This is a genomic window from Brevundimonas basaltis (genome assembly GCF_014202075.1).
GTDB classification, from domain to species: domain Bacteria; phylum Pseudomonadota; class Alphaproteobacteria; order Caulobacterales; family Caulobacteraceae; genus Brevundimonas; species Brevundimonas basaltis.
In genome coordinates this window covers 17,393-42,800 of the sequence record NZ_JACHFZ010000006.1, presented here as the reverse complement: position 1 = coordinate 42,800, position 25,408 = coordinate 17,393, and the positions used below count along the sequence as shown (strand labels likewise).

At 68.8% G+C, this 25,408-nt stretch carries 22 protein-coding genes; 14 read left to right on the top strand and 8 right to left on the bottom strand.

The window, feature by feature from the left end; all coding sequences use genetic code 11:
- Position 1 precedes the first annotated feature (1 nt).
- The 6 genes from HNQ67_RS12665 (at position 2) to HNQ67_RS12640 (ending at position 7,465) form a co-directional block, all read left to right on the top strand.
- Positions 2–1,126 (top strand): alpha-ketoacid dehydrogenase subunit beta, encoded by a 1,125-nt coding sequence (locus HNQ67_RS12665; protein ID WP_183256009.1) that lies wholly within the window; start codon positions 2–4, stop codon positions 1,124–1,126.
- A gap of 1 nt (position 1,127) precedes the next feature.
- Positions 1,128–2,810 (top strand): 2-oxo acid dehydrogenase subunit E2, encoded by a 1,683-nt coding sequence (locus HNQ67_RS12660; RefSeq protein WP_183256007.1) that lies wholly within the window; start codon positions 1,128–1,130, stop codon positions 2,808–2,810.
- A 3-nt stretch (positions 2,811–2,813) separates the two neighbouring features.
- On the top strand, positions 2,814–3,257 hold the full coding sequence (locus tag HNQ67_RS12655) for a hypothetical protein (protein ID WP_183256006.1): 444 nt from the start codon (positions 2,814–2,816) through the stop codon (positions 3,255–3,257).
- Positions 3,254–4,651, top strand: a complete 1,398-nt coding sequence (lpdA, locus tag HNQ67_RS12650) for a dihydrolipoyl dehydrogenase (protein ID WP_183256004.1) — start codon at positions 3,254–3,256, stop codon at positions 4,649–4,651. Before HNQ67_RS12655 ends, lpdA begins: the two co-directional genes overlap by 4 nt.
- 277 nt (positions 4,652–4,928) lie before the next feature.
- A complete protein-coding gene (locus HNQ67_RS12645; RefSeq protein ID WP_183256002.1) occupies positions 4,929–5,993 on the top strand; it encodes a substrate-binding domain-containing protein in 1,065 nt (354 codons plus the stop codon).
- 254 nt (positions 5,994–6,247) lie between these two features.
- Positions 6,248–7,465, top strand: a complete 1,218-nt coding sequence (locus tag HNQ67_RS12640) for a porin (protein WP_183256000.1) — start codon at positions 6,248–6,250, stop codon at positions 7,463–7,465.
- 133 nt (positions 7,466–7,598) lie between these two features.
- Here the strand turns inward: HNQ67_RS12640 and HNQ67_RS12635 are convergent, their stop codons facing one another.
- The gene (locus tag HNQ67_RS12635; RefSeq protein WP_183255998.1) at positions 7,599–8,684 is read right to left on the bottom strand and encodes a glycosyltransferase family 4 protein; all 1,086 of its coding nucleotides are present in this window, start codon (positions 8,682–8,684) and stop codon (positions 7,599–7,601) included.
- Between the two features lie 112 nt (positions 8,685–8,796).
- Between HNQ67_RS12635 and putA the strand changes: the two genes are divergently transcribed.
- On the top strand, positions 8,797–11,943 hold the full coding sequence (putA, locus tag HNQ67_RS12630) for a bifunctional proline dehydrogenase/L-glutamate gamma-semialdehyde dehydrogenase PutA (RefSeq protein WP_183255996.1): 3,147 nt from the start codon (positions 8,797–8,799) through the stop codon (positions 11,941–11,943).
- Positions 11,944–12,016: 73 nt separating this feature from the next.
- On the opposite strand, the gene HNQ67_RS12625 is transcribed toward putA, so the two are convergent.
- Positions 12,017–12,565 (bottom strand): hypothetical protein, encoded by a 549-nt coding sequence (locus HNQ67_RS12625; protein WP_183255994.1) that lies wholly within the window; start codon positions 12,563–12,565, stop codon positions 12,017–12,019.
- Positions 12,566–12,665: 100 nt separating this feature from the next.
- Positions 12,666–13,373, bottom strand: a complete 708-nt coding sequence (locus tag HNQ67_RS12620; RefSeq protein WP_183255992.1) for a spermidine synthase family protein — start codon at positions 13,371–13,373, stop codon at positions 12,666–12,668.
- Positions 13,374–13,524: 151 nt separating this feature from the next.
- On the opposite strand from HNQ67_RS12620, the gene HNQ67_RS12615 reads away from it, so the two are divergent.
- Entirely contained in the window at positions 13,525–13,977 is a 453-nt protein-coding gene (locus HNQ67_RS12615; protein ID WP_183255990.1) for a PA2169 family four-helix-bundle protein, read from the top strand.
- Positions 13,978–14,076: 99 nt separating this feature from the next.
- Here HNQ67_RS12615 and HNQ67_RS12610 read toward each other — a convergent pair whose 3' ends face one another.
- Positions 14,077–15,006 carry a hydroxymethylglutaryl-CoA lyase gene (locus HNQ67_RS12610; RefSeq protein ID WP_221247896.1) on the bottom strand — a complete coding sequence of 310 codons (930 nt, stop codon included), beginning with the start codon at positions 15,004–15,006 and terminating at the stop codon, positions 14,077–14,079.
- Complete coding sequence (locus tag HNQ67_RS12605) at positions 15,003–16,661, bottom strand: ArnT family glycosyltransferase (RefSeq protein WP_183255987.1); 1,659 nt, start codon at positions 16,659–16,661, stop codon at positions 15,003–15,005. The genes HNQ67_RS12610 and HNQ67_RS12605 overlap by 4 nt, the downstream gene beginning before the upstream one ends.
- A gap of 101 nt (positions 16,662–16,762) precedes the next feature.
- Between HNQ67_RS12605 and HNQ67_RS12600 the strand changes: the two genes are divergently transcribed.
- The gene (locus tag HNQ67_RS12600) at positions 16,763–17,491 is read left to right on the top strand and encodes a glycosyltransferase family 2 protein (protein WP_183255985.1); all 729 of its coding nucleotides are present in this window, start codon (positions 16,763–16,765) and stop codon (positions 17,489–17,491) included.
- A gap of 225 nt (positions 17,492–17,716) precedes the next feature.
- Positions 17,717–18,139 (top strand): hypothetical protein, encoded by a 423-nt coding sequence (locus tag HNQ67_RS12595; RefSeq protein ID WP_183255983.1) that lies wholly within the window; start codon positions 17,717–17,719, stop codon positions 18,137–18,139.
- Between the two features lie 212 nt (positions 18,140–18,351).
- Here the strand turns inward: HNQ67_RS12595 and HNQ67_RS12590 are convergent, their stop codons facing one another.
- A complete protein-coding gene (locus tag HNQ67_RS12590) occupies positions 18,352–19,212 on the bottom strand; it encodes a phosphatase PAP2 family protein (protein ID WP_343054922.1) in 861 nt (286 codons plus the stop codon).
- Positions 19,213–19,376: 164 nt separating this feature from the next.
- On the opposite strand from HNQ67_RS12590, the gene HNQ67_RS12585 reads away from it, so the two are divergent.
- The 3 genes from HNQ67_RS12585 (at position 19,377) to arfB (ending at position 22,686) form a co-directional block, all read left to right on the top strand.
- Positions 19,377–21,260, top strand: coding sequence for a ribonucleoside-diphosphate reductase subunit alpha (locus tag HNQ67_RS12585; protein ID WP_183256138.1), 1,884 nt, complete (start codon positions 19,377–19,379; stop codon positions 21,258–21,260).
- Between the two features lie 563 nt (positions 21,261–21,823).
- Complete coding sequence (locus HNQ67_RS12580; protein ID WP_183255981.1) at positions 21,824–22,285, top strand: YaiI/YqxD family protein; 462 nt, start codon at positions 21,824–21,826, stop codon at positions 22,283–22,285.
- A complete protein-coding gene (arfB, locus tag HNQ67_RS12575; protein WP_183255979.1) occupies positions 22,282–22,686 on the top strand; it encodes an alternative ribosome rescue aminoacyl-tRNA hydrolase ArfB in 405 nt (134 codons plus the stop codon). The genes HNQ67_RS12580 and arfB overlap by 4 nt, the downstream gene beginning before the upstream one ends.
- Here arfB and HNQ67_RS12570 read toward each other — a convergent pair whose 3' ends face one another.
- Positions 22,687–23,976 carry an MFS transporter gene (locus tag HNQ67_RS12570; RefSeq protein ID WP_425486349.1) on the bottom strand — a complete coding sequence of 430 codons (1,290 nt, stop codon included), beginning with the start codon at positions 23,974–23,976 and terminating at the stop codon, positions 22,687–22,689. It abuts the gene before it with no gap.
- Between the two features lie 101 nt (positions 23,977–24,077).
- On the opposite strand from HNQ67_RS12570, the gene dapE reads away from it, so the two are divergent.
- Complete coding sequence (dapE, locus tag HNQ67_RS12565) at positions 24,078–25,238, top strand: succinyl-diaminopimelate desuccinylase (RefSeq protein WP_183255976.1); 1,161 nt, start codon at positions 24,078–24,080, stop codon at positions 25,236–25,238.
- Here dapE and HNQ67_RS12560 read toward each other — a convergent pair.
- On the bottom strand, positions 25,235–25,372 hold the full coding sequence (locus HNQ67_RS12560) for a hypothetical protein (RefSeq protein ID WP_183255974.1): 138 nt from the start codon (positions 25,370–25,372) through the stop codon (positions 25,235–25,237). The two genes, dapE and HNQ67_RS12560, sit on opposite strands and share 4 nt — an antisense overlap.
- Between the last annotated feature and the right edge of the window lie 36 nt (positions 25,373–25,408).

Sequence of the window (25,408 nt, the reverse complement as noted above, 5' to 3'; positions counted from 1 at the left end):
CATGGCTGAGCAAACCACCTTCACCGAATCCGACCGCACCGACGGGATCGAACCCGACATGGTCGACCAGAACGACGCGCCGAAGTCGGAGGCGCCGGCCACGGGCGTCCAGCCGATGAACATGATCCAGGCCCTCAACTCGGCCATCGACACCAAGATGTCGGAAGACCCGAACGTGCTCAGCTTCGGCGAGGATGCGGGCTATTTCGGCGGCGTCTTCCGGGTCACCGACAAGCTGCAGGAAAAGCACGGCCTGACCCGCAGCTTCGACGCCCCGATCAGCGAATGCGGCATCGTCGCCGCCGCCATCGGCATGGGCGCCTATGGCCTGCGCCCGGTGGTCGAGATCCAGTTCGCCGACTACATCTATCCGGCCTACGACCAGATCGTCTCCGAGGCGGCCAAGCTGCGCTATCGCTCGGGCGGCCAGTTCACCAGCCCGATCACGGTGCGCTCGCCCTACGGCGGCGGCATCTTCGGCGGCCAGACGCACAGCCAGTCGCCCGAGAGCCTGTTCACCCATATCGCGGGCCTCAAGGTGGTCATCCCGTCCAACCCCTATGACGCCAAGGGCCTGCTGACCGCGGCCATCGAGGACGACGACCCGGTCATCTTCTTCGAGCCCAAACGCCTCTACAACGGCCCCTTCGACGGCTGGCACCAGAAGCCGGTCAGCCCGTGGAAGGCCCAGGACCTGGCCCAGGTCCCGACCGGCAAATACACCGTGCCGATCGGCAAGGCCCGCGTGATGAAGGAAGGCGCCGACGTCACCATCCTGGCCTACGGCACCATGGTCTGGGTCTCGCTGGCCGGAGCCGAGCACGCCGGGGTCGACGCCGAGGTCATCGACCTGCGCACCCTGGTGCCGCTCGACATCGAGACCATCGAGGCCTCGGTGAAGAAGACCGGCCGCTGCGTCATCGTCCACGAGGCGCCGAAAACCTCGGGCTTCGGCGGCGAACTGTCGGCGCTGGTGCAGGAGCGCTGCTTCTATCATCTCGAGGCGCCGATCGCGCGGGTGACCGGCTGGGACACCCCCTATCCGCACGCCTTCGAGTGGGAATATTTCCCCGGTCCGGAACGGGTCGCTGCGGCCCTGAAGTCCGTCATGTCGGGAGGCCGCTGAGATGGGTCGCTACGTCTTCAAACTGCCCGACGTGGGTGAAGGCACCGCCGAGGCCGAACTGGTCGGCTGGCACGTCAAGGTCGGCGACATGGTGGCCGAGGACCAGATCCTCGCCGACATCATGACCGACAAGGCCACGGTCGAACTGACCAGCCCGGTCGCCGGCAAGGTCACGGCCGCGCACGGTCAGGTGGGCGAGCAGTTGGCTGTCGGTTCGCCGCTGGTCGAGTTCGAGGTCGAGGGGGCGGGGAATGCGTCCGGCGAAGCGCCGCCCTCCCCGGCTTCGCCGGTACTCCCCCCGCAGGGGGGAGACCGCGCCGCTGCAAGTCCTCCCCCATCGGGGGAGGTGTCGCCGAAGGCGACGGAGGGGGCCAGCCCCGCGAGCTCCGGCGCCAACCACGTCTTCAAACTGCCCGACGTCGGCGAAGGCACGGCCGAGGCCGAGCTGGTCGGCTGGCACGTCAAGGTCGGCGACACGGTCGCCGAGGACCAGATCGTCGCCGACGTGATGACCGACAAGGCCACCGTCGAACTGACCAGTCCGGTCTCGGGCGTGGTCGTGGCCCTGCACGGCGAGGCCGGACAGCAGCTCGCCGTCGGCGGTCCGCTGGTCAGCTTCAAGGTCGAGGGCAAGGGCAATGTGGCGGCTTCCGCGGCCCCCGCCGAGGCCCCGAAACCGGCAGGGAATTCGAATACGGTTTCCGCGGTGAATTCGGAGACTTCGGATAAGCCGACGAAGAAAACGACGACTGCGCCCGCCAAGGCTGTCGCCGAAGCCTTCACCACCCGCACCGCGGGTGAGCGTCCGCTGGCGTCACCGGCCGTGCGCAATCGCGCCCGCGACCTCGGTATCGAGCTGCAATTCGTGCCCGGTTCGGGTCCGGCCGGCCGGATCGAGCACGGCGACCTCGACGCCTATGTCGCCTCGGGCGGCCGCGGATCGTCCGCCTCCGGATCGTCGGCGGCCTCGACCTATGCGAAGGCCGAAGGCGTCACCGAAACCCGCATCATCGGCCTGCGCCGCAAGATCGCGGAGAAGATGGCCGAGAGCGTGCGCCGCATTCCCCACATCACCTATGTCGAGGAGATCGACGTCACCGCGCTCGAGGAGCTGCGCGCCCACCTCAATGCGACGAAGGCCAAGGACCAGCCCAAGCTCAACGTCCTGCCCTTCATCGCCCGCGCCATCGTCGTGGCCCTGCGCGACCAGCCGACCATCAACTCGCACTACGACGACGAGGCCGGGGTCTTGACGACCCACAACGCCGTCCACCTGGGCATCGCCGCCCAGACCCCGAACGGCCTGATGGTCCCCGTGGTCCGCCACGCCGAGGCCCGCGATCCGTACGACACCGCCCTCGAAATCGCCCGCGTCTCGGGCGCGGCCAAGGACGGCTCGGCCAAGCGCGACGAGCTGTCGGGCTCGACCATCACCATCACCTCGCTGGGCACGCTCGGCGGCGTCGTCCACACCCCGATCATCAACCACCCCGAGGTGGCCATCATCGGCCCCAACAAGATCGCCGAACGCGTGGTGGTCAGGAACGGCCAGATGGTGGTGCGCAAGATGATGAACCTGTCCTCCAGCTTCGATCACCGCATCGTCGACGGCCACGACGCGGCGGTGTTCGTGCAGCGGATCAAGGGGCTGCTGGAGCACCCGGCGACGTTGTGGATGGGGTGAGGCGTGAACCGGCTTTTCGTCGCTGCGGCAGCAATCGTGATTGGAACCATGGCGTCCACTGACGCTTGGGCTTGCCGCGAAGGCGCTCGCGCCTATCCGTCGGAAATCGCCGCCGAGAACTCACGGCTGATCGCCACAGCCGATCGCATCGTTATTGGCCGGTTGACCTCTCCGAGACGTGACGGTCTTCGTGTACGGGCGGACATCGAACCGGAGCGGATCGTGCGCGGCACCGGGCGTTCGATTGCCTTTGAAGACCAGAGCCTGCCGAGCACATGCTCACCGCTCGCGAGCCGACGATTGGGCTCCCTGGTCGAAGGTATGTCGATCCTGATCCTCGAGAAGGATGGCCCGGACGGTTTCTCGATTCTGATCGACGAAGGCGGATTGCTGATGCTTGAGGCCAACGACCTGCTTGCCCTTATCGAACCGGACACCGGCGAATGACCCAAACCCTCACCACCAAAGTCCTCATCATCGGCGCCGGCACCGGCGGCTATGTCGCGGGCATCCGCTGCGGCCAGCTCGGCCTCGACACTGTGCTGGTCGACGGCGGCGACGGGCTGGGCGGGACCTGTCTCAATGTCGGCTGCATCCCGTCCAAGGCCATCATCCACGCCGCCTCGAAATTCGAGACGGTGTCCAAGGCGGCCGACGGCGGCACGCTCGGCATCACCGCCAGCAAACCCGCCATCGACCTGACGGCCACCGTGGCCTGGAAGGACGGCATCGTCCGCAAGCTGAACACTGGCGTCGCGGGCCTGCTGAAGAAGTCGAAGGTCAAGGTCATCAAGGGCTGGGCGACCTTCTCCGACGCCAAGACCTGCACGGTCAAAACCGCCGACGGCGACCTCACCATCAGCGCCGAGCACGTCATCCTCGCCACCGGTTCCGACCCGGTCGAACTGCCCTTCCTGCCGTTCGGCGGCGACGTCATCTCCTCCACCGAGGCCCTGTCGCTCGACAAGGTCCCGGGCAAGCTGGTCGTCGTCGGCGGCGGCTATATCGGGCTGGAGCTCGGCATCGCCTACCGCAAGCTGGGGGCCGAGGTCACCATCGTCGAAATGGCCGACCGGCTGCTGCCGCTCTACGACAAGGCCCTGACCGATCCGGTGCAGAAATGGCTCGAGAAGCACGGCGTCGACCTGCATCTCGGCGCGAAAGCCGGGTCGTTCGAGAAGGGCGCCCTGAACGTCACCGATAAGGACGGCAAGGCCCTCAAGCTCAAGGCCGACAAGGTGCTGGTCACCGTCGGCCGCAAGCCGCGCACCCAGGGCTGGGGCCTCGAAAACATGGGCGTGGCCATGGCCGGGCCGTTCGTGAAGATCGACGAGCGCTGCGCCACCAGCATGAAGAACGTCTGGGCCGTCGGCGACCTGACCGGCGAACCCATGCTGGCGCACAAGGGCTCGGCCCAGGGCGAGGTCGTGGCCGAACGCATCGCCGGCCATGACAAGATCTTCAACCCGGTGACCATCGCCGCCGTCTGTTTCACCGAGCCCGAGATCGTCTCCGCCGGCCTCGGCCCGCTGGATATCGAGGGCCGCGACGACGTCATCCAGGCGGTCTTCCCGCTGGCCGCCATCGGTCGCGCCCTGGCCATCGAGGCCGGTGAGGACGGCGGTTTCGTCCGCGTGCTGGCGTCAAAGGCCGACCACCGCCTGCTCGGCGTCCAGGCCGTCGGCCAGCACGTCGCCGAACTCTCCAACAGTTTCGCCCAGATGCTCGAGATGGGGGCGGTGCTCGAAGACGTCGCGGGGATCATCCACGTCCACCCCACTCTCGGCGAAGCCTTCCACGAGGCGTCGTTGCGGGCGCTGGGGCATGCCATCCACATCTAGGGCTTAGGGCTTAGGGCTTAGGGCTTAGGGCTTAGGGCTTAGGTCGTAGGGCTTGGAGGTCAGGGCTTGGCAGGTCGCCGCCCGCTGCCGGACCTGCCCGCCGCTCGCCGCACCGCCTAGAACCTAAGCCCCAAGCCCTAAGCCCTAAGCCCTAAGCCCTAAGCCCTACGACCTAAGCCCTCCCAGCGTCGCCGAACCGTCACCTTTCCGTCGCACCGCCCGTCACAAACCTGTGGTCCAAGCAGCCTCGACCTCAACCGTCGTCGGAGCCTGATCCATGACCCGCACCCTGTTCGCCGCCGCCTCGGCGATCGCCCTGCTCGCCCTCGGGGCCTGTGGCGACAACCAGACCGGAGGCGCCCAGGGCGCCCGCTCCGGCATCTGGGCCGCCGGCTCCTCGACCGTCTTCCCGTTCACCACCCGCGTGGCCGAGAATTTCGCCCGCACTTCGGGCGGCGCCGCGCCGCGCGTGGAATCGCTGGGCACCGGCGGCGGCATCCAGGCGTTCTGCCAGGGCACGGGCCCCACCACTCCGGATATCGCCAACGCCTCGCGCCGGATGAAGAAGTCCGAGTTCGAGATGTGCCAGGCCAACGGCGTCACCGACATCATCGAGCTGAAGATCGGCTATGACGGTCTGGTCATCGCCACGGCGCTCAACGCCCCTGACTACGGCTTCGCGGGCGACGACCTTTACCTCGCCCTGGCCAAGGAAGTGCCGGGCCCGGACGGCGGCTTTATCGCCAACCCGCACACCAGCTGGAACCAGGTCAATCCGGGCCTGCCCTCGACCCGCATCATGGTCTACGGCCCACCGCCGACCTCGGGCACGCGGGACTCCTGGCTCGAGCTGGCCATGGCCCCCTCGGCCAAGGCCATCCCGCAGCTGGCCGCTCTGGCCGACAGCGACAAGGACCGTTTCGAGACCCTCGCCCATACCCTCCGCGAGGACGGCGCCTGGATCGACTCGGGCGAGAACGACAACGCCATCGTGCAGACCCTGACCCGCACCCCCGGCTCTACCGGCGTGTTCGGCTATTCCTTCCTCGAACAGAACGCCGACACGGTGAAGGCGCACGCCGTCAACGGCGTCATGCCGACGCCGGAGACCATCGCCTCCGGGGCCTATCCGGTGTCCCGCTCGATGTTCATCTACGTCAAGAAGGCCCACATCGGCGTCACGCCGGGCCTCAAGGAATTCCTCATGGAATATATGTCGGAGGCCTCGGCCGGTCGCGGCGGCTATCTGCAGGACCGCGGCCTGGTGCCGCTGCCCGCCGCCGAGCTGGCCGCCCAGCGCGCCACGGCCGCGGCCCTGACGCCGATGGCCAGCCCCGAATAGTCGGGCCGGGTCCATTCGAAGCCGATCGGACGCCGCGGGTCGCAAGGCCCGCGGCGTTTCGCTGTCCCCGCCTCGCCGCCGCTGTCATAATTCCTCCGGGGAAGTGTCACGAGACCGAGGCGTCCCGGTCGGATAAGCGTCACCGCAATCTCACCGTATCGTCGCCGGATCACAGCGGAATTGTCGCGCGGCGCAGATACTCCGGCGCCTGACAGACCGCATCCGGTCGGCCAGGCAACCGAAGGATTCTCTCCGTGCGACAACACTCCCTGCTGGCGGGCGCCGCGCTCGCCGCCGCCCTCTCGCTTACGGCCGGCTCGACCCTCGCCCAGGACTCCCAGCCCGCCACCGTCACATGGAAGGGCGCCCCCGAATTCAAATGGGGCGACTTCACGATGAAGCTCCGGGGCCGGGTCTTCGCCGACTACGTCGACCAGGATGTGGACCGCGCCGTCGGCGCCGACTTCCGCGCCTCCGAGGACCGTTTCCGCACCGCCCGCATCGGCGTGCAGGGGACGTTTGGCGATCAGTGGAGCTACGTCGCCGAAGCCAATTTCACCAACGGTGAATCGAATTGGGAGGACCTCTACGTCCAGTACGCACCCGGCGATCACACCGCCTTCACCGTCGGCAATTTCAAGAGTCTGTCGCTCGAGAACGTGACGTCGGCGCGGTACACGACCTTCATGGAGAGAGGGCCGCTCAATGACCTGATCGACGGCGGTCGGGTCATGACCTTCGCCGCGCGCACCGGCGGGGACAACTGGTCCGTCACGGGCGGCGTCCACGGCGACTCGGTCAACGCGGGCGCGCCGGGCGATGGCGACGAGCAGCGCGGCGTCTTCGCCCGCGCCCACTTCGCTCCGGTCGTCAGCGACGACACCAATATTCACCTCGGCGTCTGGGCCCGCGACCGCGACCGGCGTGACGACACCCCCTTCCGCTACCGCGTCCGCAACAACACCAATTTCGGCGACCGCTACACCGACGCCGGCTCCTCGCCGCTTGGCGCCGGTGACGGCGACACCGCCATCGGGCTCGAAGCCGCCGGGGTCTGGCGCTCCTTCTCGCTGCAGGGCGAATGGGCGAGCATCGACGCCGACCTGACCGGCGGCGGCTCGGCCCGGGCGGACGCATACTACGTCTTCGCCTCCTTCTTCCCGACCGGCGAACAGCGCAAGTACAAGGCCGCCGACGGCAAGTTCGACCGGGTCAGCATCCGCGAACCGCTGGGCAAGGGCGGCCTGGGGGCCGTCGAGCTGGGGCTCCGCTACGACGCGGCCGACCTGACCGATTTCGCCGGCGTGGCCACGGCCGGCGAATACTCCGCCGTCACCGTCGGGGCCACCTGGTACCCGGTCTCGCGCGTGCGCTTCATGGCCAACTACACCGACGCCAAAAACAAGGCCCAGGTCGCCGCCTCGGACGTCGACGTCCAGACCCTGCAGTTCCGGGCGCAGTTCGACTTCTAGGGGCTGGGGGCTAGGGGCTGGGGGCTAGGGATTTGGGGCTAGGGATTTGGGGCTAGGGATTTGGGAGCGGTCGAAGGCCATCCGAACCTGCTCCAAAGCTCGCTAGAACCTAGACCCTAGACCCTAGCCCCCATCAAGCCGCCGCCTTCTTCCGCAGCCGCGCGATCCGGCGGAGCCGCCGCCAGAACCGCCCGCGCTCCGGCTCGGGATAGGGCTGCAGGTTCTCGACGAACTGCTCGGCCGAGGCGCGCCAGCTGAATTTTTCCGCATAGGCCCGCACCGCGCGCCGGTCGCACTTCAACGCCTCCAGACAGGCCACGCGCAGGTCCTTGTCGATGGCCCCGGCGTCCGAGCCCGGAATGATGTCGATCGGCCCGTGCGCCGGATAGGCCGCGACCGGCGTGCCCGTGGCCATGGCCTCCAGAATCACCAGGCCGAAGGTGTCGGTCCAGCTGGGGAAGACGAAGACGTCGGCGTCCCGGAAGCAGCGGGCCAGGTCCTCGCCGAATTTCGCCCCGAGGAATTTGGCCTCCGGGTATTTCTCCTCCAGCTCGGCCCGCGCCGGGCCGTCGCCGACGACGATCTTGGTCCCCGGCAGATCGGTGCTGAGGAAGGCCTCGATATTCTTCTCGACCGCCACCCGGCCGACGTTCAGCCAGAACGGCCGCGGCCAGTCCTTGCCGCCCATCTCGTCATAGATGCGCGGCAGGTCCGGGTTGAACTGTTCCGTGTCGACGCCCCGCGACCACGGCGAGACGTTCCGGAACCCGTGCGTCAACAGCTCGTCGCGCAAGGTCGGCGTGGCCACCATCAGCCGTCCCGACGGCTTGTGGAACCACTTCATATAGGCGTAGCCGACCTGCACCGGGATCGGGAACCGGGCCGAGACGTACTCGGGGAATTTGGTGTGGTAGCTGGTCGTGAACGGCAGCTTCCATTCCACGCAGATGCGCCGTGTGGCGATGCCGATCGGGCCCTCGGTGGCGATATGCACCGCCTCCGGCTCGAACGCCCGCAGCCGCTCGCGGATCTCCTCCTCCGCCCCCAGCGCCAGCCGGATCTCCGGATAGGTCGGGCAGGGGATGGTCTTGAACTGGCTGGGTTCGATGACCTCGACCTCATGACCCATGCCGCGGCATTCCGCGATGGTCCGGGTCAGGGTGCGGACGACGCCGTTGACCTGGGGCTCCCAGGCGTCTGTGGCCAGAACGATGCGCATGTAGCCGAAAGGCTCCGCCGTTGATCGGGGAACTGATCTAGCGGTTTGGAACTGGCTTGGCGAGACGCCGCACCCTCTCCCGTTCGGCGGAAAAACGAGCTAGACGCGCCCCATGAACGCACACGTCTTCCCGCCGCCCCCCCTGACCCAGGACTGGGACGCCCTCGACCACGGCAAATACGCCGACGAGGGCGAGGTCGTGCGCGGACTGCTGGCCCGCGTGCCGTTGAGCGCCGCCGAGCGCGAGGCGGTCGTCGCCCAGGCCATCGACCTGGTCGAATTGGCGCGGGAAACGCAGAAGCGCGAAGGCGTGGTCGAGAGCTTCCTGCAGGAATTCTCGCTCGGCACCCGCGAGGGGCTCGCCCTGATGTGCCTCGCCGAGGCCCTGCTGCGCATCCCCGACGAGGACACGCGCGACAAGCTGATCGCCGAGAAGATCGGTTCGTCCGACTGGGCCTCCCACCTCGGCCAGTCCGACAACCTGTTCGTCAACGCCTCGACCTGGGGCCTGATGCTGACCGGCAAGCTGGTCGACGTCGACGAGGACGCCCGCCGCGACCTGCCCGGCTTCGTGCGCCGCGTAGCCGGCCGCATCGGCGAGCCGGTGATCCGGCAGGCGGTCGCCGCCGCCGTCCGCATGATGGGCGAGCAGTTCGTGGTCGGCCGCACCATCAAGGGGGCCCTGAGACGCGCCAATCGCGAAGAATGGCTGTGCAGTTTCGACATGCTCGGCGAGGGCGCCCGCACCGTCGCCGACGCCGAACGCTACGAGACCGTCTACGCCCAGGCCATTCACGGCGTCGGCAAGGCCATCCCCGAACGCAAGGAGATGCAGGGGCCGATGACCGGTCACGGCGTCTCGGTCAAACTGTCGGCCCTGTCGCCCCGCTACGAGGCGACCCAGGAGGCCCGCGTCTGGGCCGAGCTCTATCCGAGGGTCAAGCGGCTGGCGCTGATCGCCGCGAGCTATGACATCAACTTCTGCATGGACGCCGAGGAGTCCGACCGGCTGGCCCTATCGCTGAAGCTGCTCGACGCCCTCGCCCACGACCCCGACCTCGGTGATTGGAAGGGCCTCGGCCTCGCTGTTCAGGCCTATCAGAAGCGCGCTCCCGAGGTCATCGCCCGCGTCGCCGAACTGGCCAGGGTCTCCGGCCGCCGACTGATGGTCCGGCTGGTCAAGGGCGCCTATTGGGACACCGAGATCAAACGCGCCCAGGTCATGGGCCGTCCCGACTATCCGGTGTTCACCACCAAGGCCGCCACCGATCTCAACTATCTGGTCTGCGCCCGCGACATTCTCGACGCCGATCCGCACCTGTACGGCCAGTTCGCCACCCACAACGCCGTCTCGCTGGCGGCGGTCCAGCACATGGCCCGCGCCTCGAAGGTCCGGGTCGAGTTCCAGCGTCTGCACGGCATGGGCGAGGCCCTGTACGAGGCGGCGGAGCAAATGTGGGCCGAGGACCGTTTCGTGGTGCGCGGCTACGCCCCCGTCGGCGGTCATGAGGAGCTGCTGCCCTATCTGGTGCGCCGGCTGCTCGAGAACGGCGCCAACTCCTCCTTCGTCCATGCCCTGCTGGACGAACGCGTGCCCGCCGCGACCGTCGCGGCTGATCCCATCCTCCAGGTCGAGGCTCACCCCGACCGTCACTCCAGAATCCCGGCGCCCCAGAACATGTACACGGACAGGCAGAACTCCCTTGGCCGCGACTACAGCCGGCTGGAGGACCGCGAACGCCACGCCCAGGCGCTGGAACTGGTCGACCGCGAGAAACTGACCTCCGGACCGATCATCGGCGGCATGCTGCGCGCCGGGACCAATCCGCAGGACGTCACCAACCCGTTCGACATCAACCAGGTGCTTGGCCACGTCTCGGAAGCCACCGAGGCCGAGATCGACGCGGCCATCGCCGCCGCCGGCAAGGCCCAGATCGCCTGGGACCGTCAGGGCGGGGCCCGCCGCGCGCTCGTCCTCAACGCCATGGCCGACGCCCTCGAGGCCGACCTCGACCGGCTGGTCGCCCTGCTCTCGCGCGAAGCCGGCAAGACCCTGAACGACGGCGTCGCCGAGGTGCGCGAGGCCGCTGACTTCTGCCGTTACTACGCCGTGCTGGCCGAACGCGACTTCGGCGGTCCCGAGACCCTGCAAGGCCCGGTCGGCGAGACCAATCAGCTGATCCTGCACGGCCGCGGCGTCTTCGCCTGCATCAGCCCGTGGAATTTCCCGCTGGCCATCTTCACCGGCCAGGTCGCCGCCGCCCTCGCCGCCGGCAACGCCGTTCTGGCCAAGCCCGCCGAACAGACCCCGCTGGTCGCCGCCGAGGCCGTGCGCCTGTTCCACAAGTCGGGCCTCAACCCCGACCTGCTGGCCCTCGTGCCGGGTCGGGGCGACACCGTCGGCGCGGCCCTGGTCAACCATCCGGGCATCGACGGCGTAGCCTTTACCGGCGGCACCGACACCGCCGCCATGATCAACCGCTCGCTGGCCGCCCGGCCCGGCCCGATCATCCCCTTCATCGCCGAGACCGGCGGGCTGAACGGCATGTTCGTCGACACTACCGCCCTGCGCGAACAGGTCATCGACGACGTCATCCTCTCGGCCTTCGGCTCCGCCGGCCAGCGCTGCTCGGCGCTGCGCATGCTCTACATCCCCAAGGACTCGGCCGACCAGATCATCGAGGGGCTCAAGGGCGCCCTCGCCGCCCAGGTCGTGGGCGACCCGGCCGATCCCGGCACCGACATCGGCCCCGTCATCGACATCGACGCGCGCCAGATGCTGGAGAGCCACATCAAACGCCTGTCCCGCGAGGGCAAGATCCTCGCCCGCGCCTCCCTGCCCGCCGGCTCCGAGCGCGGCGAGCTGTTCGCCCCGACCATCGCCGAGGTGAAGACCCCCGACTTCCTCGAAAAGGAGGTCTTCGGCCCGATCCTGCACATCTACCGCTACGACCCGGCGAAGCTGAAAGAGGTCGCCGGCAAGCTGGCCGCGCGCGGCTTCGGCCTGACCCTCGGCGTGCACAGCCGCATCGAGGCCTTCGCCAGCGAGGTCATCCGCCTCGTCCCGGCCGGCAATGTCTACATCAACCGCTCGATCACCGGCGCGGTCGTCGGCGTCCAGCCGTTCGGCGGCGAGGGCCTCAGCGGCACCGGCCCCAAGGCCGGCGGCCCCTACAGCCTGATCCGCTACGCCGCCGAAAAGGCCATCAGCAACAACATCGCCGCCCAGGGCGGCGACCCGGCGCTGCTGAACCTGTAGCGCCGTCGTGTCTCCTCCCCATCCCCGATGGGGAGGGGGACCGCGAAGCGGTGGAGGGGCTGCCGGGCCTCGCTCAAGCCACCGCCCTTCCCGCCTCCCGGAACAGCCACGCCGCCAGCAGCCAACCCAGCGCGAACACCCCGACGATGGCGAAGACGATGGGCTCATAAGCCAGCGCCACAAAGGCCGTGGCGAACTGGGCGACGGCCGTGACCAGCATGGCCAGCGCCATCCCTTTCGGCCGGAACCGCGCCACGAACGACCCCGCCAGCGCGATGGCGACGACGCCGAAGAAGATCTGGTTCAGCGGATTGTTCTCGTCGCCGATGATGCCCACGGCGAGGTTCGACCAGGTGATCAGAAAGGCGGTCCCCGCCGCCACCACCACCCCGGCGCGCCAGGCGAGGCTGCCCGACAGCCGCAGTCCGATCTCGCACACCGCGGCCGCGACCAGCAGCATGACGCCCCAGACGATGAAGTCGAACGTCGTCCACAGCATGCCCTCCGCCATCAGCAGCTTGGCCGCCAGCGGAAAGAGCCAGGCCACCGCCGCCCCGCCCCACACCAGCAGCCTCAGCCACCGGCCCAGCCGCGCGTCGCGCTCCGCATTGGTCATCGTCATCCCGTCTCTCCCGTGGCATCGACGCCCCGACCCTGCCGGACCCGACCGTGAGCGGCATGAGCGAAACGTGAGCAGACGCTGAAAAGCGCCGGACCCGGGATCAGGCCGCCTCCCGCCCCGCCACATAGATGGTGCAGGTCGACTGGCCCCCGGTCAGCGGGTTGTCGAACGCCACCACCTCCGCCCGCGCCGCCGGGAACACCTTCGTCAGCACGGCCATGAACGCGTCGTCCGGCCCCTCGTCGGACCACATGGCGAACACCCCCCGGGCGCTGAGGGCCGCCCGGACCCGCTCCAGCCCCTCGACCGTATAGAAGCGCCCATGGTCCGGATGCAGCAGCTGACGCGGCGAATGATCGATGTCGAGCAGCACCGCGTCAAAGCGGTCGCCCGCCTCGCGCGGCGCGTCGAACCAGCCGAAGAAGTCGCCGTGCGACAGGGTGCAGCGCGGCTCCTGCCCGAGGCTGTCGCCGATCGGCACCAGCCCCGCGCGGTGCCATTCGATCACCGGCCCCAGCGCGTCGACCACATCGACCGAAGCGACCCGCGGGCTGGCCAGCGCCGCGCGCGCCGTATAGCCGAGCCCCAGTCCGCCGACGAGGACGCGCAGGTCCTCGCCCTTCACCGCCGCCAGGCCGCGCACCGTCAGCTCGATCTCTCCGACCGTGAACAGGCTCGACATCAGATGTTCGTCGCCGAGAATGACCTCGACCACGTCGGCGTCGATGGCCGCCACCCAGCGCCGCCTCAGCACCAACGGCCCCATCTCCGTGGGCCGATAGTCCAGTTCCTCGATCAGCCGTCCCATGCCGCCTCCTGTCGCGGCGCCACCCTGCGGGCGCCGGCCGGCAAACGCCACCCCGAGCGCCGGCGAGGACTCCCGCAATCGTGAGACGGGTCGTCGGAACGGCCTGGCATCCGCCCCGTTAAGGCGGCTCAACCTCAAAGGAGAGCTTTGAATGCACACCCACGATGATCGCGCCGTGAAGGTCCTGAACAGCCTGATCGAGACCACGATGGACAGCGCCCACGGCTACCGCAGCGCCGCCGAGGGGGCCGACAATCCCGAGTTCAAGACCATGTTCACCGAGCGCGCGGGCAAGCGCGAGGAACTGTGCCGGCGCCTGCAGCAGGAGGTCCGCACCTTTGGCGGCGAGCCCGAGGACGATCAGTCCCTGATGGGCCGCATCCACAACAAGTTCGCCGAGATGCGCGGCGACCTGATGGGCCGCGACGACAAGGGCGTCATCGACGAGGTCGAGCGCGGCGAGGACCACATCAAGGCCAAGTTCGAGGAGGCCTCGCGCGACACCCGCCTGCCCGAGCCCGCCCGCCAGCTGGTCACCACCGCCTACGCCGAGGTCAAGGCCGACCACGACACCATCAGCGCCCTGAAACAACGGGTTCACTGACGCCGAAGCCGGCCCCGTCCCCGCGGCGGGGCCGACCTATCCATAGGAGCGACCGCCGCCGACCCGATCCCGGGCCTGAGGGCGGCCGGTTGGCGCACCCTACCCCTTCGGCCATCCCCCCGCCCGGCTGAGCGCGCTCGGCGCCGGTCGGCCGATCTTATCGCCGATCCAGCGCGCCGTTTCGATCAGGGCGTCGAGGTCGTAGCCGGTCTCGAAACCCGCCCGCTCCAGCATATAGACGAGGTCCTCGGTCGCGATGTTGCCCGTCGCCCCCGGCGCGAACGGACAGCCGCCGATGCCGCCGACCGAGGCGTCCAGCACGTCCACCCCCGCCTCCACGCCCGCATAGGCGTTGGCCAGTCCGGTGTTGCGGGTGTCGTGAAAATGCAGCCGCAGCACGGCGTCCGGCGCCGCCTTGCGCGCCGCCTCGACCACCCGGGTCACCGCCCACGGATCGCCGACCCCGATGGTGTCGGCCAGGGCGATCTCCCTCACCCCCAGCTCGCCGATGCGGCCGACGAGATCCGCCACCTGATCCGCCGACACCTCGCCGTCGAACGGGCAGCCCCAGACGCAGCTCAGGGTCGCCGACAGCGACGGCCCGGCCCCGGCGCCGCCCTCCGAATTGGCGCGGCCGGTCAGGATGTCCGACAGCATCGACACCTGCTGATCGACGCCCATGCCCTGGTTCTTCAGCCCGAAGCCGTCGGTCGCCGACATGGCCACATTGACCTCGTCGACGGGGGTTCCCAGCGCCCGGTCGTAGCCCTTGCCGTTCAGCACCAGGCCGATGCGGCTGCGCCCGGCCTCGTGCGGCAGGGCCGCCATGACCTCCTCCGCCCCGGCCATCTGCGGCACGTATTTGGGATGCACGAAGCTGACCGCCTCGATGCGCCGCGCGCCCGCCGCCTCCAGTCGCCGCACCAGTTCAGCGCGGACGGCGGGTTCGAGGATCGCTTTCTCGTTTTGCAGTCCGTCGCGCGGCCCGACCTCGACGAGGGTGATCGCCCGCTTCACGGCCCCACTCATGGCGCGGCTCCCGCCGGCGCGTAGACGGTCAGGCTGACGTCGTCGCCGCGCGAATAGTTGTGGCCCTCGACCACGCCCACGGCCCGGCCGGTCACGCCCAGCTCGGCCGAGGCGGCGCTGAAGGCGTCGGCGTCGCGCGCCTCGACGATCACCGGCCGCCCTTCCGCCAGCGCCCGCGCCGCCTGTTCCGGGTCGGCCAGTTCGGTGGCCCGCCCGGTCAGGAAGACGAAGCTCGGTTCGTGGAAGCCGGTGATCGCCACCGGCCCCGGCCGCCCCTGCCGCGGATGCAGGTCGGCCCGCTCCAGAACGGTCTGCAGCCGGGGCGCGATAGCCAGCGGCTTGAGCTGCCGGATCGTGCCCGCCAGTCCGGCGTGGGCCACGAGTCCGAGAGCGATCGCGACGGCCACCGCCGTCGCCGCCGCCCGGTGCAGCAGCAGGAAGGCTCCGATCAGGGCCGCCAGCGCCGCGAAGACGATGGTCAGGGTGGCCCAGCCCTGCGCCGTCGACCGGCCGAACTCGGTCAGGCCGTAGACGGTGATCAGCACCACCGCCAGACCGCCGACCAGCGACAGCGCCGCCCCCGCATAGCGCGACACGGGCCCGATCGGCCGGGTCAGGGCCGCCGCCGCCAGCAACGCCAGCGCCCCATAGGTCGGCAGGGTGTAGTGGGCCAGCTTGGTCGGGGTCAGCTCGAACATCAGCCAGGCCGGAACCAGCCAGCAGACCAGAAAGCGCACCGCGGGCTCGGCCCGCCGGCTCCACGCCGTCGACAGCGCCGCCGGCAGCAGCAGCGTCGCCGGGAAGAACATCACCAGCGCGCCGAGCAGATAGTATCCCGGCGGCGCCCCGTGGCTCTCGTGCCCCCCGGCGATCTTCGGCGCCAGGTCCCCGGCCACGGCCTCGCGCCAGAAACCGCCGTCGGTGGCGATGGTGATGGCGATGGCCCACGGCCCGACGATCAGGGCGACCAGCGGCAGGCCCCAGCCCCAGCCCAGCCGGGCCAGCCATTTCACATCCCGGTCCCATACCGACAGCGCCAGTATGGCCGGGACCACCACGATCAGGCCGATCGGTCCCTTGATCAGGATCGACAGGCCGACGCCGAGCCAGAAGGCCAGCTTGTGCGGCCGTCGCGGCGCCTCTCCGGCCCGCGTCGCCAGATAGATTCGCGCCAACCCGGCCATGGCCAGGGTCACCGCCCCGCACAGCACCGCGTCGGTCTTGGCGATCCCCGCCTCGGTCGACAGCAGGAAGGTCGCTCCCAGCATGGCCCCCGCCAGGAACCCCGCCCTCTGGCCGAACATCGCCGCCCCGGCCCAGGCGCAGGCCGCCGCCGCCAGCATGGCCCCGAGAATCGACGGGATGCGGTACGGCTGGATGTCGCGATTCTCGACGCTGGAGGTCACCGCCACCGCCGCCGCCTGCATCCAGTAGATGCCGACCGGCTTCTTCCAGCGCGGATCGTCCTGGAAGCGGATGTCGACGAAATCCCTGTCCTCGAGCATCTGCGAGGTGGCCTGGGCGTAGCGGCTCTCGTCGCGGTCCAGTGGCGGCAGCAGCATCAGCACCGGCAGGCCGGCGAGCAGGGCGATCAGGGCCGCCAGCGTGGGGCCCCGCCAGCCGGCGATGAATCGGTCGAGGTCGGGGCGCATCATGGCTCCCTTCCTATCACGCGGTTCCGCCTTGCGTCATCGTCCCCGCTCCACCGCGCCCCCGCGCCCTCCCGCTGTCCTGCGAACTCGGCTAGACAGCCGGGATGATCGCAGCCACCCCCGACATCTCAGTCGTCGTTCCCGTTCATGACGAGGAAGGCGCCGCCGGCCCGCTGGCGCGCGAGATCGCCGCCGCCTTCGCCGGCCGGTCCTACGAGATGGTCTTCGTCGACGACGCCTCGAAGGACGGCACCCTCGCCGAGCTGCGCGCCCTGATGGCCGAACTGCCGGCCCTGCGCGTGCTCGGCCACGCCGCCAACGCCGGCCAGAGCCGCGCCGTGCGCACCGGCGTGCTGGCCGCTCGCGGTCCCATCGTCGTGACCCTCGACGGCGACGGTCAGAACCCGCCCGCCGACGCCCCGAAATTGGCCGACCTGCTCGCCGCCTCGCCGCCCGATGTGGCCCTGGTCGGCGGCGTCCGGGCGAAACGCCAGGACACCGGGGCCAAGCGCTGGGCCTCGCGCTGGGCCAACCGCATCCGCCGCCGCCTGCTGTCCGACGACGCCGACGACACCGGCTGCGGCCTCAAGGCCTTCCGCCGAGAGGCGTTTCTGCAGCTCCCCTATTTCGATCACCTCCACCGCTATCTGCCGGCGCTGATGATCCGCGAGGGCTACCGCAACCTCTACCTCGACGTGGACCACCGCCACCGCGAGACCGGCCGCTCGAAATACACCAACTGGGGACGGCTGATGGCCTCCCTGTCCGACCTGTTGGGCGTGATGTGGTTGAAATCGCGCGCGCGCCGCCCCGGCGGCGTTTCCGAATACTGACGGACTCGCCTGCAGACCATTTTTGCTTCTGATCTTTCGATCAGAATCCAGAAAATGGTCCACGTTCAATCTGGAGCGCAATCTGAGCCTTGATGGACGGCGTCCATCAAGACCGATTTCGCTTCAGGCGAGCAACCGTGGCGGTCCGGAGCGAACACAGGTATTCATCGTTAACAAGCGCGGCCGTATCGCCTCGCCGCGCCCGCCCGCAATGGAGCCCCAGCCATGCTGATCGCCCTGCCGCTGCTCGTCATCCCCGTCGCCATCTACGCCGTCGTCATCCTGACCGGCGTCGTGGGGACCGGCGGCGTGCCGGCCGCCGAGCAGGCGCTGCGGGAACCCATCGTCACCATTCCTATGGTCTCGGGTGGCGGCTGGACCATCGGCAGCGGCGACATTATCCTCTTCCTGGCCCTGATCCTGCTGTTCTTCGAACTGCTCAAATCGACCTCCAGCCAGAAGGTCGCCATCGTCAATCACGCCCTGTCGATGATCCTGTTCGTGGCCTGCCTGGTCGCCTTCCTGCTGATCAAGGGCTTCGCCACCTCGACCTTCTTCCTGATCCTGACCATGGTCATGCTCGACGTCCTCGCCGGCTTCATCGTCACCATCATCTCGGCCCGAAAGGACCTCGAGTTCGGCGGCTGAAGACGAGGTCGTTGGGCCTAGGGCTTAGGGCTTAGGGCTTGGGGCTTGGGGCTTGGGGCTTGGGGCTTGGGGCTTGGGGCTTGGGGCTTGGGGCTTGGGGCTTAGGGCTTGGGGGGCATCCCTCGAACCCGACACCTGCTCCCTGCTCCCTGCTCCCTACTCCCTACTCCCTACTCCCTAAGCCCTACTCCCTAAGCCCTAAGCCCCAGCACCTACCCCTCGTCCACCGGCAGCACATGCGGCTCCTGCGGATGGCCCTGCTGGCGCCGCTGCACCGCATAGGCGACCAGCCACAGGGCCATGGCCCAAGCCGCGCCGACGCTCCAGCCGGCCAGCACGTCGGTGGCCCAGTGCGCCGCCAGATAGACCCGGGTCAGCCCGACGATCAGGGTCAGCAGCACCGCCACCCCGATCACATAGGCCTTGAACCGCTTCTGCCGGAACGCCCGGGTCAGCATCACTCCGATGCTCAGATAGAAGACCGCCGACAGGAGGCTGTGCCCCGAGGGAAAGCTGGCGTTCAGCGTCTCCACCGCCTGCAGTTCCTCCGGCGGCCGCTCGCGTCCGAACACCGCCTTCAGCCCCTCGCTCAGCGCCACCCCGCCGGCCAGGCCCACCGCCAGCAGCAGGGCCGACAGCCGCTTGCGCTGCAGGATCAGGAAACCGATCGTCGCCACGGCGAACAGTCCCAGCACCGCGATCCCGCCGAGGGCGGTCAGGTCCATGGCCGCCTCTTCCAGCCAGCCTGGCCCCCAGGGGTCGATCATCGCGCCCGGCCGCATCGCCGCCAGCACCGCCTGGTCAAAGGGCCGGCCGTCCGCCTCGGTCATGTCGTCGGCCAGTTCGACGAAGATCATCACCCCCAGCGTGATGATGAACAGGGCGCTGACCGCGGCGATCTCCGTGCGTGCGATACGCAGGGCGCGACGGCCGAAGGCGACGATCCGGTCGGGGTTCATGGGGCCGGAACGGTCCCGCTTGCGGGACGTTCCCCTCACGCGTTCGTGATCGAAAATCTGGCCCGTCCGTCGCGCCCCCGTCATCCCGCCGTCGCGGCCTGTCCACAGGCTCATCCCCCGCCTTGAACGTGATTCGCTCACAAAGTGATCGTCAACCCCGTTGACGGGTCGTTAGCCATCTGCGCCCCATATGTTGGCTTGGGGAGCGCTTCGGCCACTAGATGATGTGGTCACCGGCGCGAACGACTTAAATCGATCAGTTCAGGGCAGTGACCATTATGGCCGGCGGCGAAGCGTTGAAGACAGTGGATTTCCAGACGGTTGCGGCCGCGGACGCCGCTGACCGACCCCATCTGAAGGTGGTGCCCTCGATCCAGATCGACCGCTCGCGCGACGACCTGCTCACCGACTTCGGCAAGAAGACGCTGGAAGACCGCTACCTGCTGGCCGGCGAGTCCTACCAGGACATGTTCGCCCGCGTGGCCAACGCCTATGCCGACGACGCCGAACACGCCCAGCGCGTCTACGACTATATGTCGAAGCTGTGGTTCATGCCGGCCACCCCGGTGCTGTCCAACGGCGGCGCCGATCGCGGCCTGCCCATCTCCTGCTTCCTCAACTCGGTCGGCGACAGCCTCGACGGCATCCAGAGCGTCTGGAACGAGAACGTCGCCCTCGCCTCGAACGGCGGCGGCATCGGCACCTACTGGGGCGGCGTCCGCTCCATCGGCGAGAAGGTCAAGGGCGCGGGCCAGACCTCGGGCATCATCCCCTTCATCCGCGTCATGGACTCCCTGACCCTCGCCATCAGCCAGGGCTCGCTGCGCCGCGGCTCGGCGGCCGTCTACCTCGACGTCCACCACCCCGAGATCGAGGAATTCCTCGAGATCCGCAAACCCTCGGGCGACTTCAACCGCAAGTCCCTGAACCTGCACCACGGCATCAACATCACCGACGAATTCATGGAGGCGGTTCGCGACGGCAAGACCTTCAACCTGCTGTCGCCCAAGTCGAAAGAGGTGATGAAGACGGTCGACGCCCGCACCCTGTGGCAGAAGATCCTCGAGATCCGCCTGCAGACCGGCGAGCCCTATCTGATCTTCTCCGACACCGTGAACCGCCAGATGCCGCAGCATCAGCGCGACCTCGGCCTGTCGGTCAAACAGTCCAATCTGTGCTCGGAAATCACCCTCCACACCGGTCGCGACCACCTCGGCGTCGATCGCACCGCGGTTTGCTGCCTGAGCTCGGTCAACGCCGAGACCTTCCTCGAATGGCGCGAGGAGCCCCAGTTCATCGAGGACGTGATGCGCTTCCTCGACAATGTGCTGGAAGACTTCATCCGTCGCGCCCCGCCGGCCATGGCCGCGGCCGTCTACTCCGCCAGGCGCGAGCGCTCGGTCGGCCTTGGCCTGATGGGCTTCCACTCCTTCCTCCAGGCCCAGGGCGTCGCTTTCGAATCCGCCATGGCCAAGTCGTGGAACATGCGGCTGTTCAAACACCTGCGCCGCGAGGCCGACAAGGCCAGCCGCCTGCTCGCCGAGGAGAAGGGCGCCTGCGAAGACGCCGCCGAGCGCGGCGTCATGGAGCGCTTCAGCCACAAGCTGGCCATCGCCCCGACCGCCTCGATCTCGATCATCTGCGGCGGTACGTCCGCCGGCATCGAGCCGATCCCGGCCAACATCTACACCCACAAGACCCTGTCCGGCTCCTTCGCGGTCAAGAACCCCTATCTGGAGAAGGTGCTCGGCCAGAAGGGCATCGACACCACGGAAGTCTGGAACTCGATCCTCGAACACGAAGGCTCGGTCCAGCACCTCGACCAGCTCAGCGACGACGAGAAGGCCATCTTCAAGACCGCCTTCGAGCTGGACCAGCGCTGGGTCGTCGAACTGTCGGCCGACCGCGCCCCCGAGATCTGCCAGGCCCAGTCGATCAACCTGTTCATCCCGGGCGACGTCGACAAATGGGACCTGCACATGCTGCACTGGCGCGCGTGGGAGACCGGCGTGAAGTCGCTCTACTACCTGCGCTCCAAGTCGGTGCAGCGCGCCGCCTTCGCCGGCGCCGAGGACAAGGTCGAGGCCGAGATCGACCCCAACCAGCCCGATCTCTTCAGCGCCGCCCGCACCGACTACGACGAGTGCCTCGCCTGCCAGTAGGGTAGCTGGCGGAGCCCTTCTCCCCTTGAGGGTGGAGGAGGGTCGCCTGCGACCCGACGACGGGTGCCCCCGGAGGGGGCGGATGAGGGGTGAGACACACCTTCGTCCGGCAAGCCGCTGACGGTTCAGCATAGAAGAAGCGGACGCAGCCCCCTCATCCGGGCCTCCGGCCCACCTTCTCCCTCAAGGGGAGAAGGAAGCGCACCACCAATTGCTGCGCTGCAAATCCGCCGCCAACCCGCATATTGAAATCGCCCAAGCCGCTGTTTTCCCGGCATATCGTCTCCATGACAGCGTCCTGAACCCGCCCCATGGCGGAGGGGGTTTAGGATAGGGGCATCCCGTCGGTGGGGAGGGCGTCGGATCCACGTTCTCGATGTCGGCAGGCCATGGTCTTTGACAATCGCATCTCCGCCGCACCGCCCAAGGCCCGACGATGTAGACTCTGCCGACTCTGACACAACGAATTTCGGCGCCGACTCTGCCGACTCCGCCATACCGAATTTTTCGCGGCGGACCCGCGCTTTGACATCAAGCCCGGAACCGGACAGTCAGTCCCGGCCATGACCGCGCCCCGCATCTTCATCGACGCCGACGCCTGCCCGGTGAAGGACGAGGTCTATCGCGTCGCCGAAGGTTACGGCCTCAAGGTCTTCGTGGTCTCCAACGGCTGGATCAACACCCGCCGGGATCCGTGGATCGAGCAGATCGTCGTCGATTCAGGTGCCGACGTCGCCGACGACTGGATCGCCGAACGGGCCGGGCCGGGCGACATCGTCGTCACCCAGGACATCCCGCTGGCCGACCGCTGCCTGCAGGCCGGCGCCCAGGCGCTGAAGTCGAACGGCCAGCCCTTCACCCCCGACTCGATCGGCTCCGCCCTCGCCGGGCGGATGGTCGGCGAACACCTGCGCTCGATGGGCGTCGCCACCTCGGGTCCCCCGCCGTTCGGCCCGAAGGACCGCTCGGCCTTCCTCCAGGCGCTCGACCGCGCCGTGGTCATCGCCAAGCGGGCGGTCCGATGACCGTCATCCCCGAAAGCGAGCTGGAATTCCGCTTCTTCCGCGCCGGCGGCCCCGGCGGCCAGAACGTCAACAAGGTCGCCACGGCGGTGCAGATGCGCTTCGACGTGCGCAACTCCCCGTCCCTGACCGAAGCGGCCAAGGCGCGGCTGATGAAGCTGGCCGGCAGCCGCCTGACCCTCGATGGCGTCATCGTCATCACCGCCGTCCGCTTCCGCACCCAGGAGCGCAACCGGGCCGACGCCATCGAACGGTTGCAGGCCATGGTCGACAAGGCCTCGGTCGCCCCGGTCTATCGCGTCCCGACCCGCCCGACCCGCGCGTCGAAGGAGCGCCGTCTCGAGGGCAAGGCCAAGCGCGCCACCATCAAGAGCGGCCGCGGCAAGCCCGGCCTGTCCGACTGATCAATCCAGCCGGTCGGCCTTGCGCAGGCCGGGGAACAGCTTCGCCCAGATCCCCGTCGCCGCCAGCGCCCCGAAGCCGCCGAACACCGCCGCCCCGACCGGCCCGAGCAGCCGCACCGCCACGCCGGAATAGGCCTCGCCCAGCTCGTTGGACGCCCCGATGAACAGCATCGACACCGAACTGACCCGGCCGCGCATGTGATCCGGCGTCGCCAGCTGGATCAGGGTCTGGCGGATGTTGACGCTGACCATGTCCGCCGCCCCGCCGATCAGCAGCACCAGACCCGACAGCCAGGCCGCCTTCGACAGGCCGAAGGTCAGGGTGCACAGGCCGAACACCGCCACCGCCGCGAACATCCAGCGCCCGCCATGCCGGACGATCGGGAAGCGGCTCAGATAGATGGCCATGCCCAGCGCCCCGACCCCGAACGAGGCCCTCAGCAGGCCGAACCCTTCCGGCCCGACGTGCAGGATGTCCCGCGCGAAGATCGGTGTCAGCAGCGCCACCCCGGCCAGCAGCACCACGATCAGGTCCAGCGATATGGCCCCCAGCACGATCCTGGTCTTCCACACATAGGCCAGCCCCTCCTTGACCGACTCCATCGGCGACAGCCCGCCCTCGACCTGACGCGGCCGGCCGCTGGTGCGGATCAGCAGGAAGCAACCGATGCCGACGAAGAACAGGCCCATCGCCGCCGCATAGGCCAGCGGCACATTGATGCCGACGATCACCCCGCCCAGCGCCGGTCCGGCGATGGCGCCGGTCTGGAAGGCGATCGACTGGGCCGCGATGGCCGGCGGCAGGGCCCGTCGCCCGACCACCATCGGCAGGAAGGCCTGACTGGCCGGTGCCAGAAACGCCCGCGCCGCCCCGAACAGGGCCGCCACCGCCAACAGCCCCCACAGCGGCGGCGAGCCGTGCAGCGCCATCAGCAGGAAGCCGCCGGCGCACATCGCCTCGACCAAAATCGAAATGGCCACCGTCGTCTTGCGGTCGCGCCGGTCGGCCATCGCCCCGGCCGGCAGGGTGAACGCCAGCAGCGGCAGGAACTGCACCAGCCCCACGAGGCCCAGATACAGGCTGGCCTCCGCGATAGGATGGTCCCGCCGCGCGATCTCATAGACCTGCCACAGCAGGGCCGACGACTGGATCTGGATGCCCAGCACGGCGACCACCCGGCCCAGCCACAGCAGCCGGAAATCGCGGATGCCCCACGGGCTCGACGGCTCCCCGTCTCCCGGCGGAAGCGGCGGCGTCGGCGACCCGGCGTCTACGCTCTCGACCGTCACGTGCGCCGGTCGACTTTCGGATAGACGCGACCGTCACGGTAGATCTTCGCCATGGAGAGAAGCCTTCTCGCAATCGTCCGAACCCCCTAAAGCACAGGTCCATGAGCGCCGCATCACATCCGGTTATCGATCCTGTCGCACTGACCCGCGACCTGATCCGCAAACCTTCCGTCACCCCGGCCGACGAGGGCGCGATGGACATGCTGGAGCGCGTCCTGACCGGCCTCGGCTTCCACTGCCGGCGGATGCCCTTCGAAAACATCGAGAACCTCTACGCCCGGCGCGGTACCGCCTCGCCCAACCTCTGCTTCGCCGGCCACACCGACGTGGTCCCGACCGGCGCGCCCGAGGCCTGGTCCGCCGCCCCGTTCGAAGCCGAGGTCCGCGACGGCGTCCTCTACGGCCGCGGCGCCGTCGACATGAAGGGCGGCATCGCCGCCTGGATCGCCGCCGTCTCCCGCGTCCTCGCCGACGGCGACGTCCCCGGCTCGCTCAGCTTCCTGATCACCGGCGACGAGGAAGGCCCCGCCCTGCACGGCACCAAGCGCGTCGTCCAGACCCTGATGGACGAGGGCGAGGTCATCGACGCCTGCGTCGTCGGCGAACCCTCCTCGCAGCACGCTCTCGGCGACACCATCAAGATCGGCCGCCGCGGTTCGCTCAACAGCTGGATCACCGTCCACGGCAAACAGGGCCACGTCGCCTATCCCGACCGCGCCGCCAATCCGGCCCCTGTCATGGCCCGGCTGATGGCCCGGCTCGCCGATCACCGGCTCGACGATGGCTATGAGGCCTTCCAGCCGTCCAATCTCGAGATCACCACCATCGACATCGGCAATCCGGCCACCAACGTCATACCATCCGAGGCGAGGGCGCGGCTCAACATCCGCTTCAATCCGACCCACACCGGCGACCAACTGATCACCTGGCTCAACACCGTCGCCGGCGAGGCCCAGGCCGAAAGCGGCCTGCGCATCGAACTGGAGCACCTCTGCTCGGGCGACGCCTTCCTGACCGAGACCGGCCCCTTCGTCACCGGCGTGCAGGATGCGGTCGAGGCCGTCGCCGGCCGCCGGCCCGAGGCCTCGACCACCGGCGGCACCTCCGACGCCCGCTTCATCCGCGCCATGGCCCCGGTGCTCGAACTGGGCCTCGTCGGCCAGACCATGCACCAGATCGACGAGCGCGTTCCGGTCGCCGAGATCGAAGCCCTCACCGAGGTCTATCGACGGGTGATCGCCACCTTCTTCGACCGCGCCTAGAACAGCAGATTGAGGCCCAGCATCGCCCCGCCGAACATGGCGGCGAAGGCCACGAGGAACCAGAAAATCTCGCGCCGCGCGCTGCCCCGTCGCTCCAGGGTCATCGGCGGCAATTCAACCGGCAGCCTGCTCATCGGCCCACTCCCGCAAAACCGGAGGAGCTTGCGCCT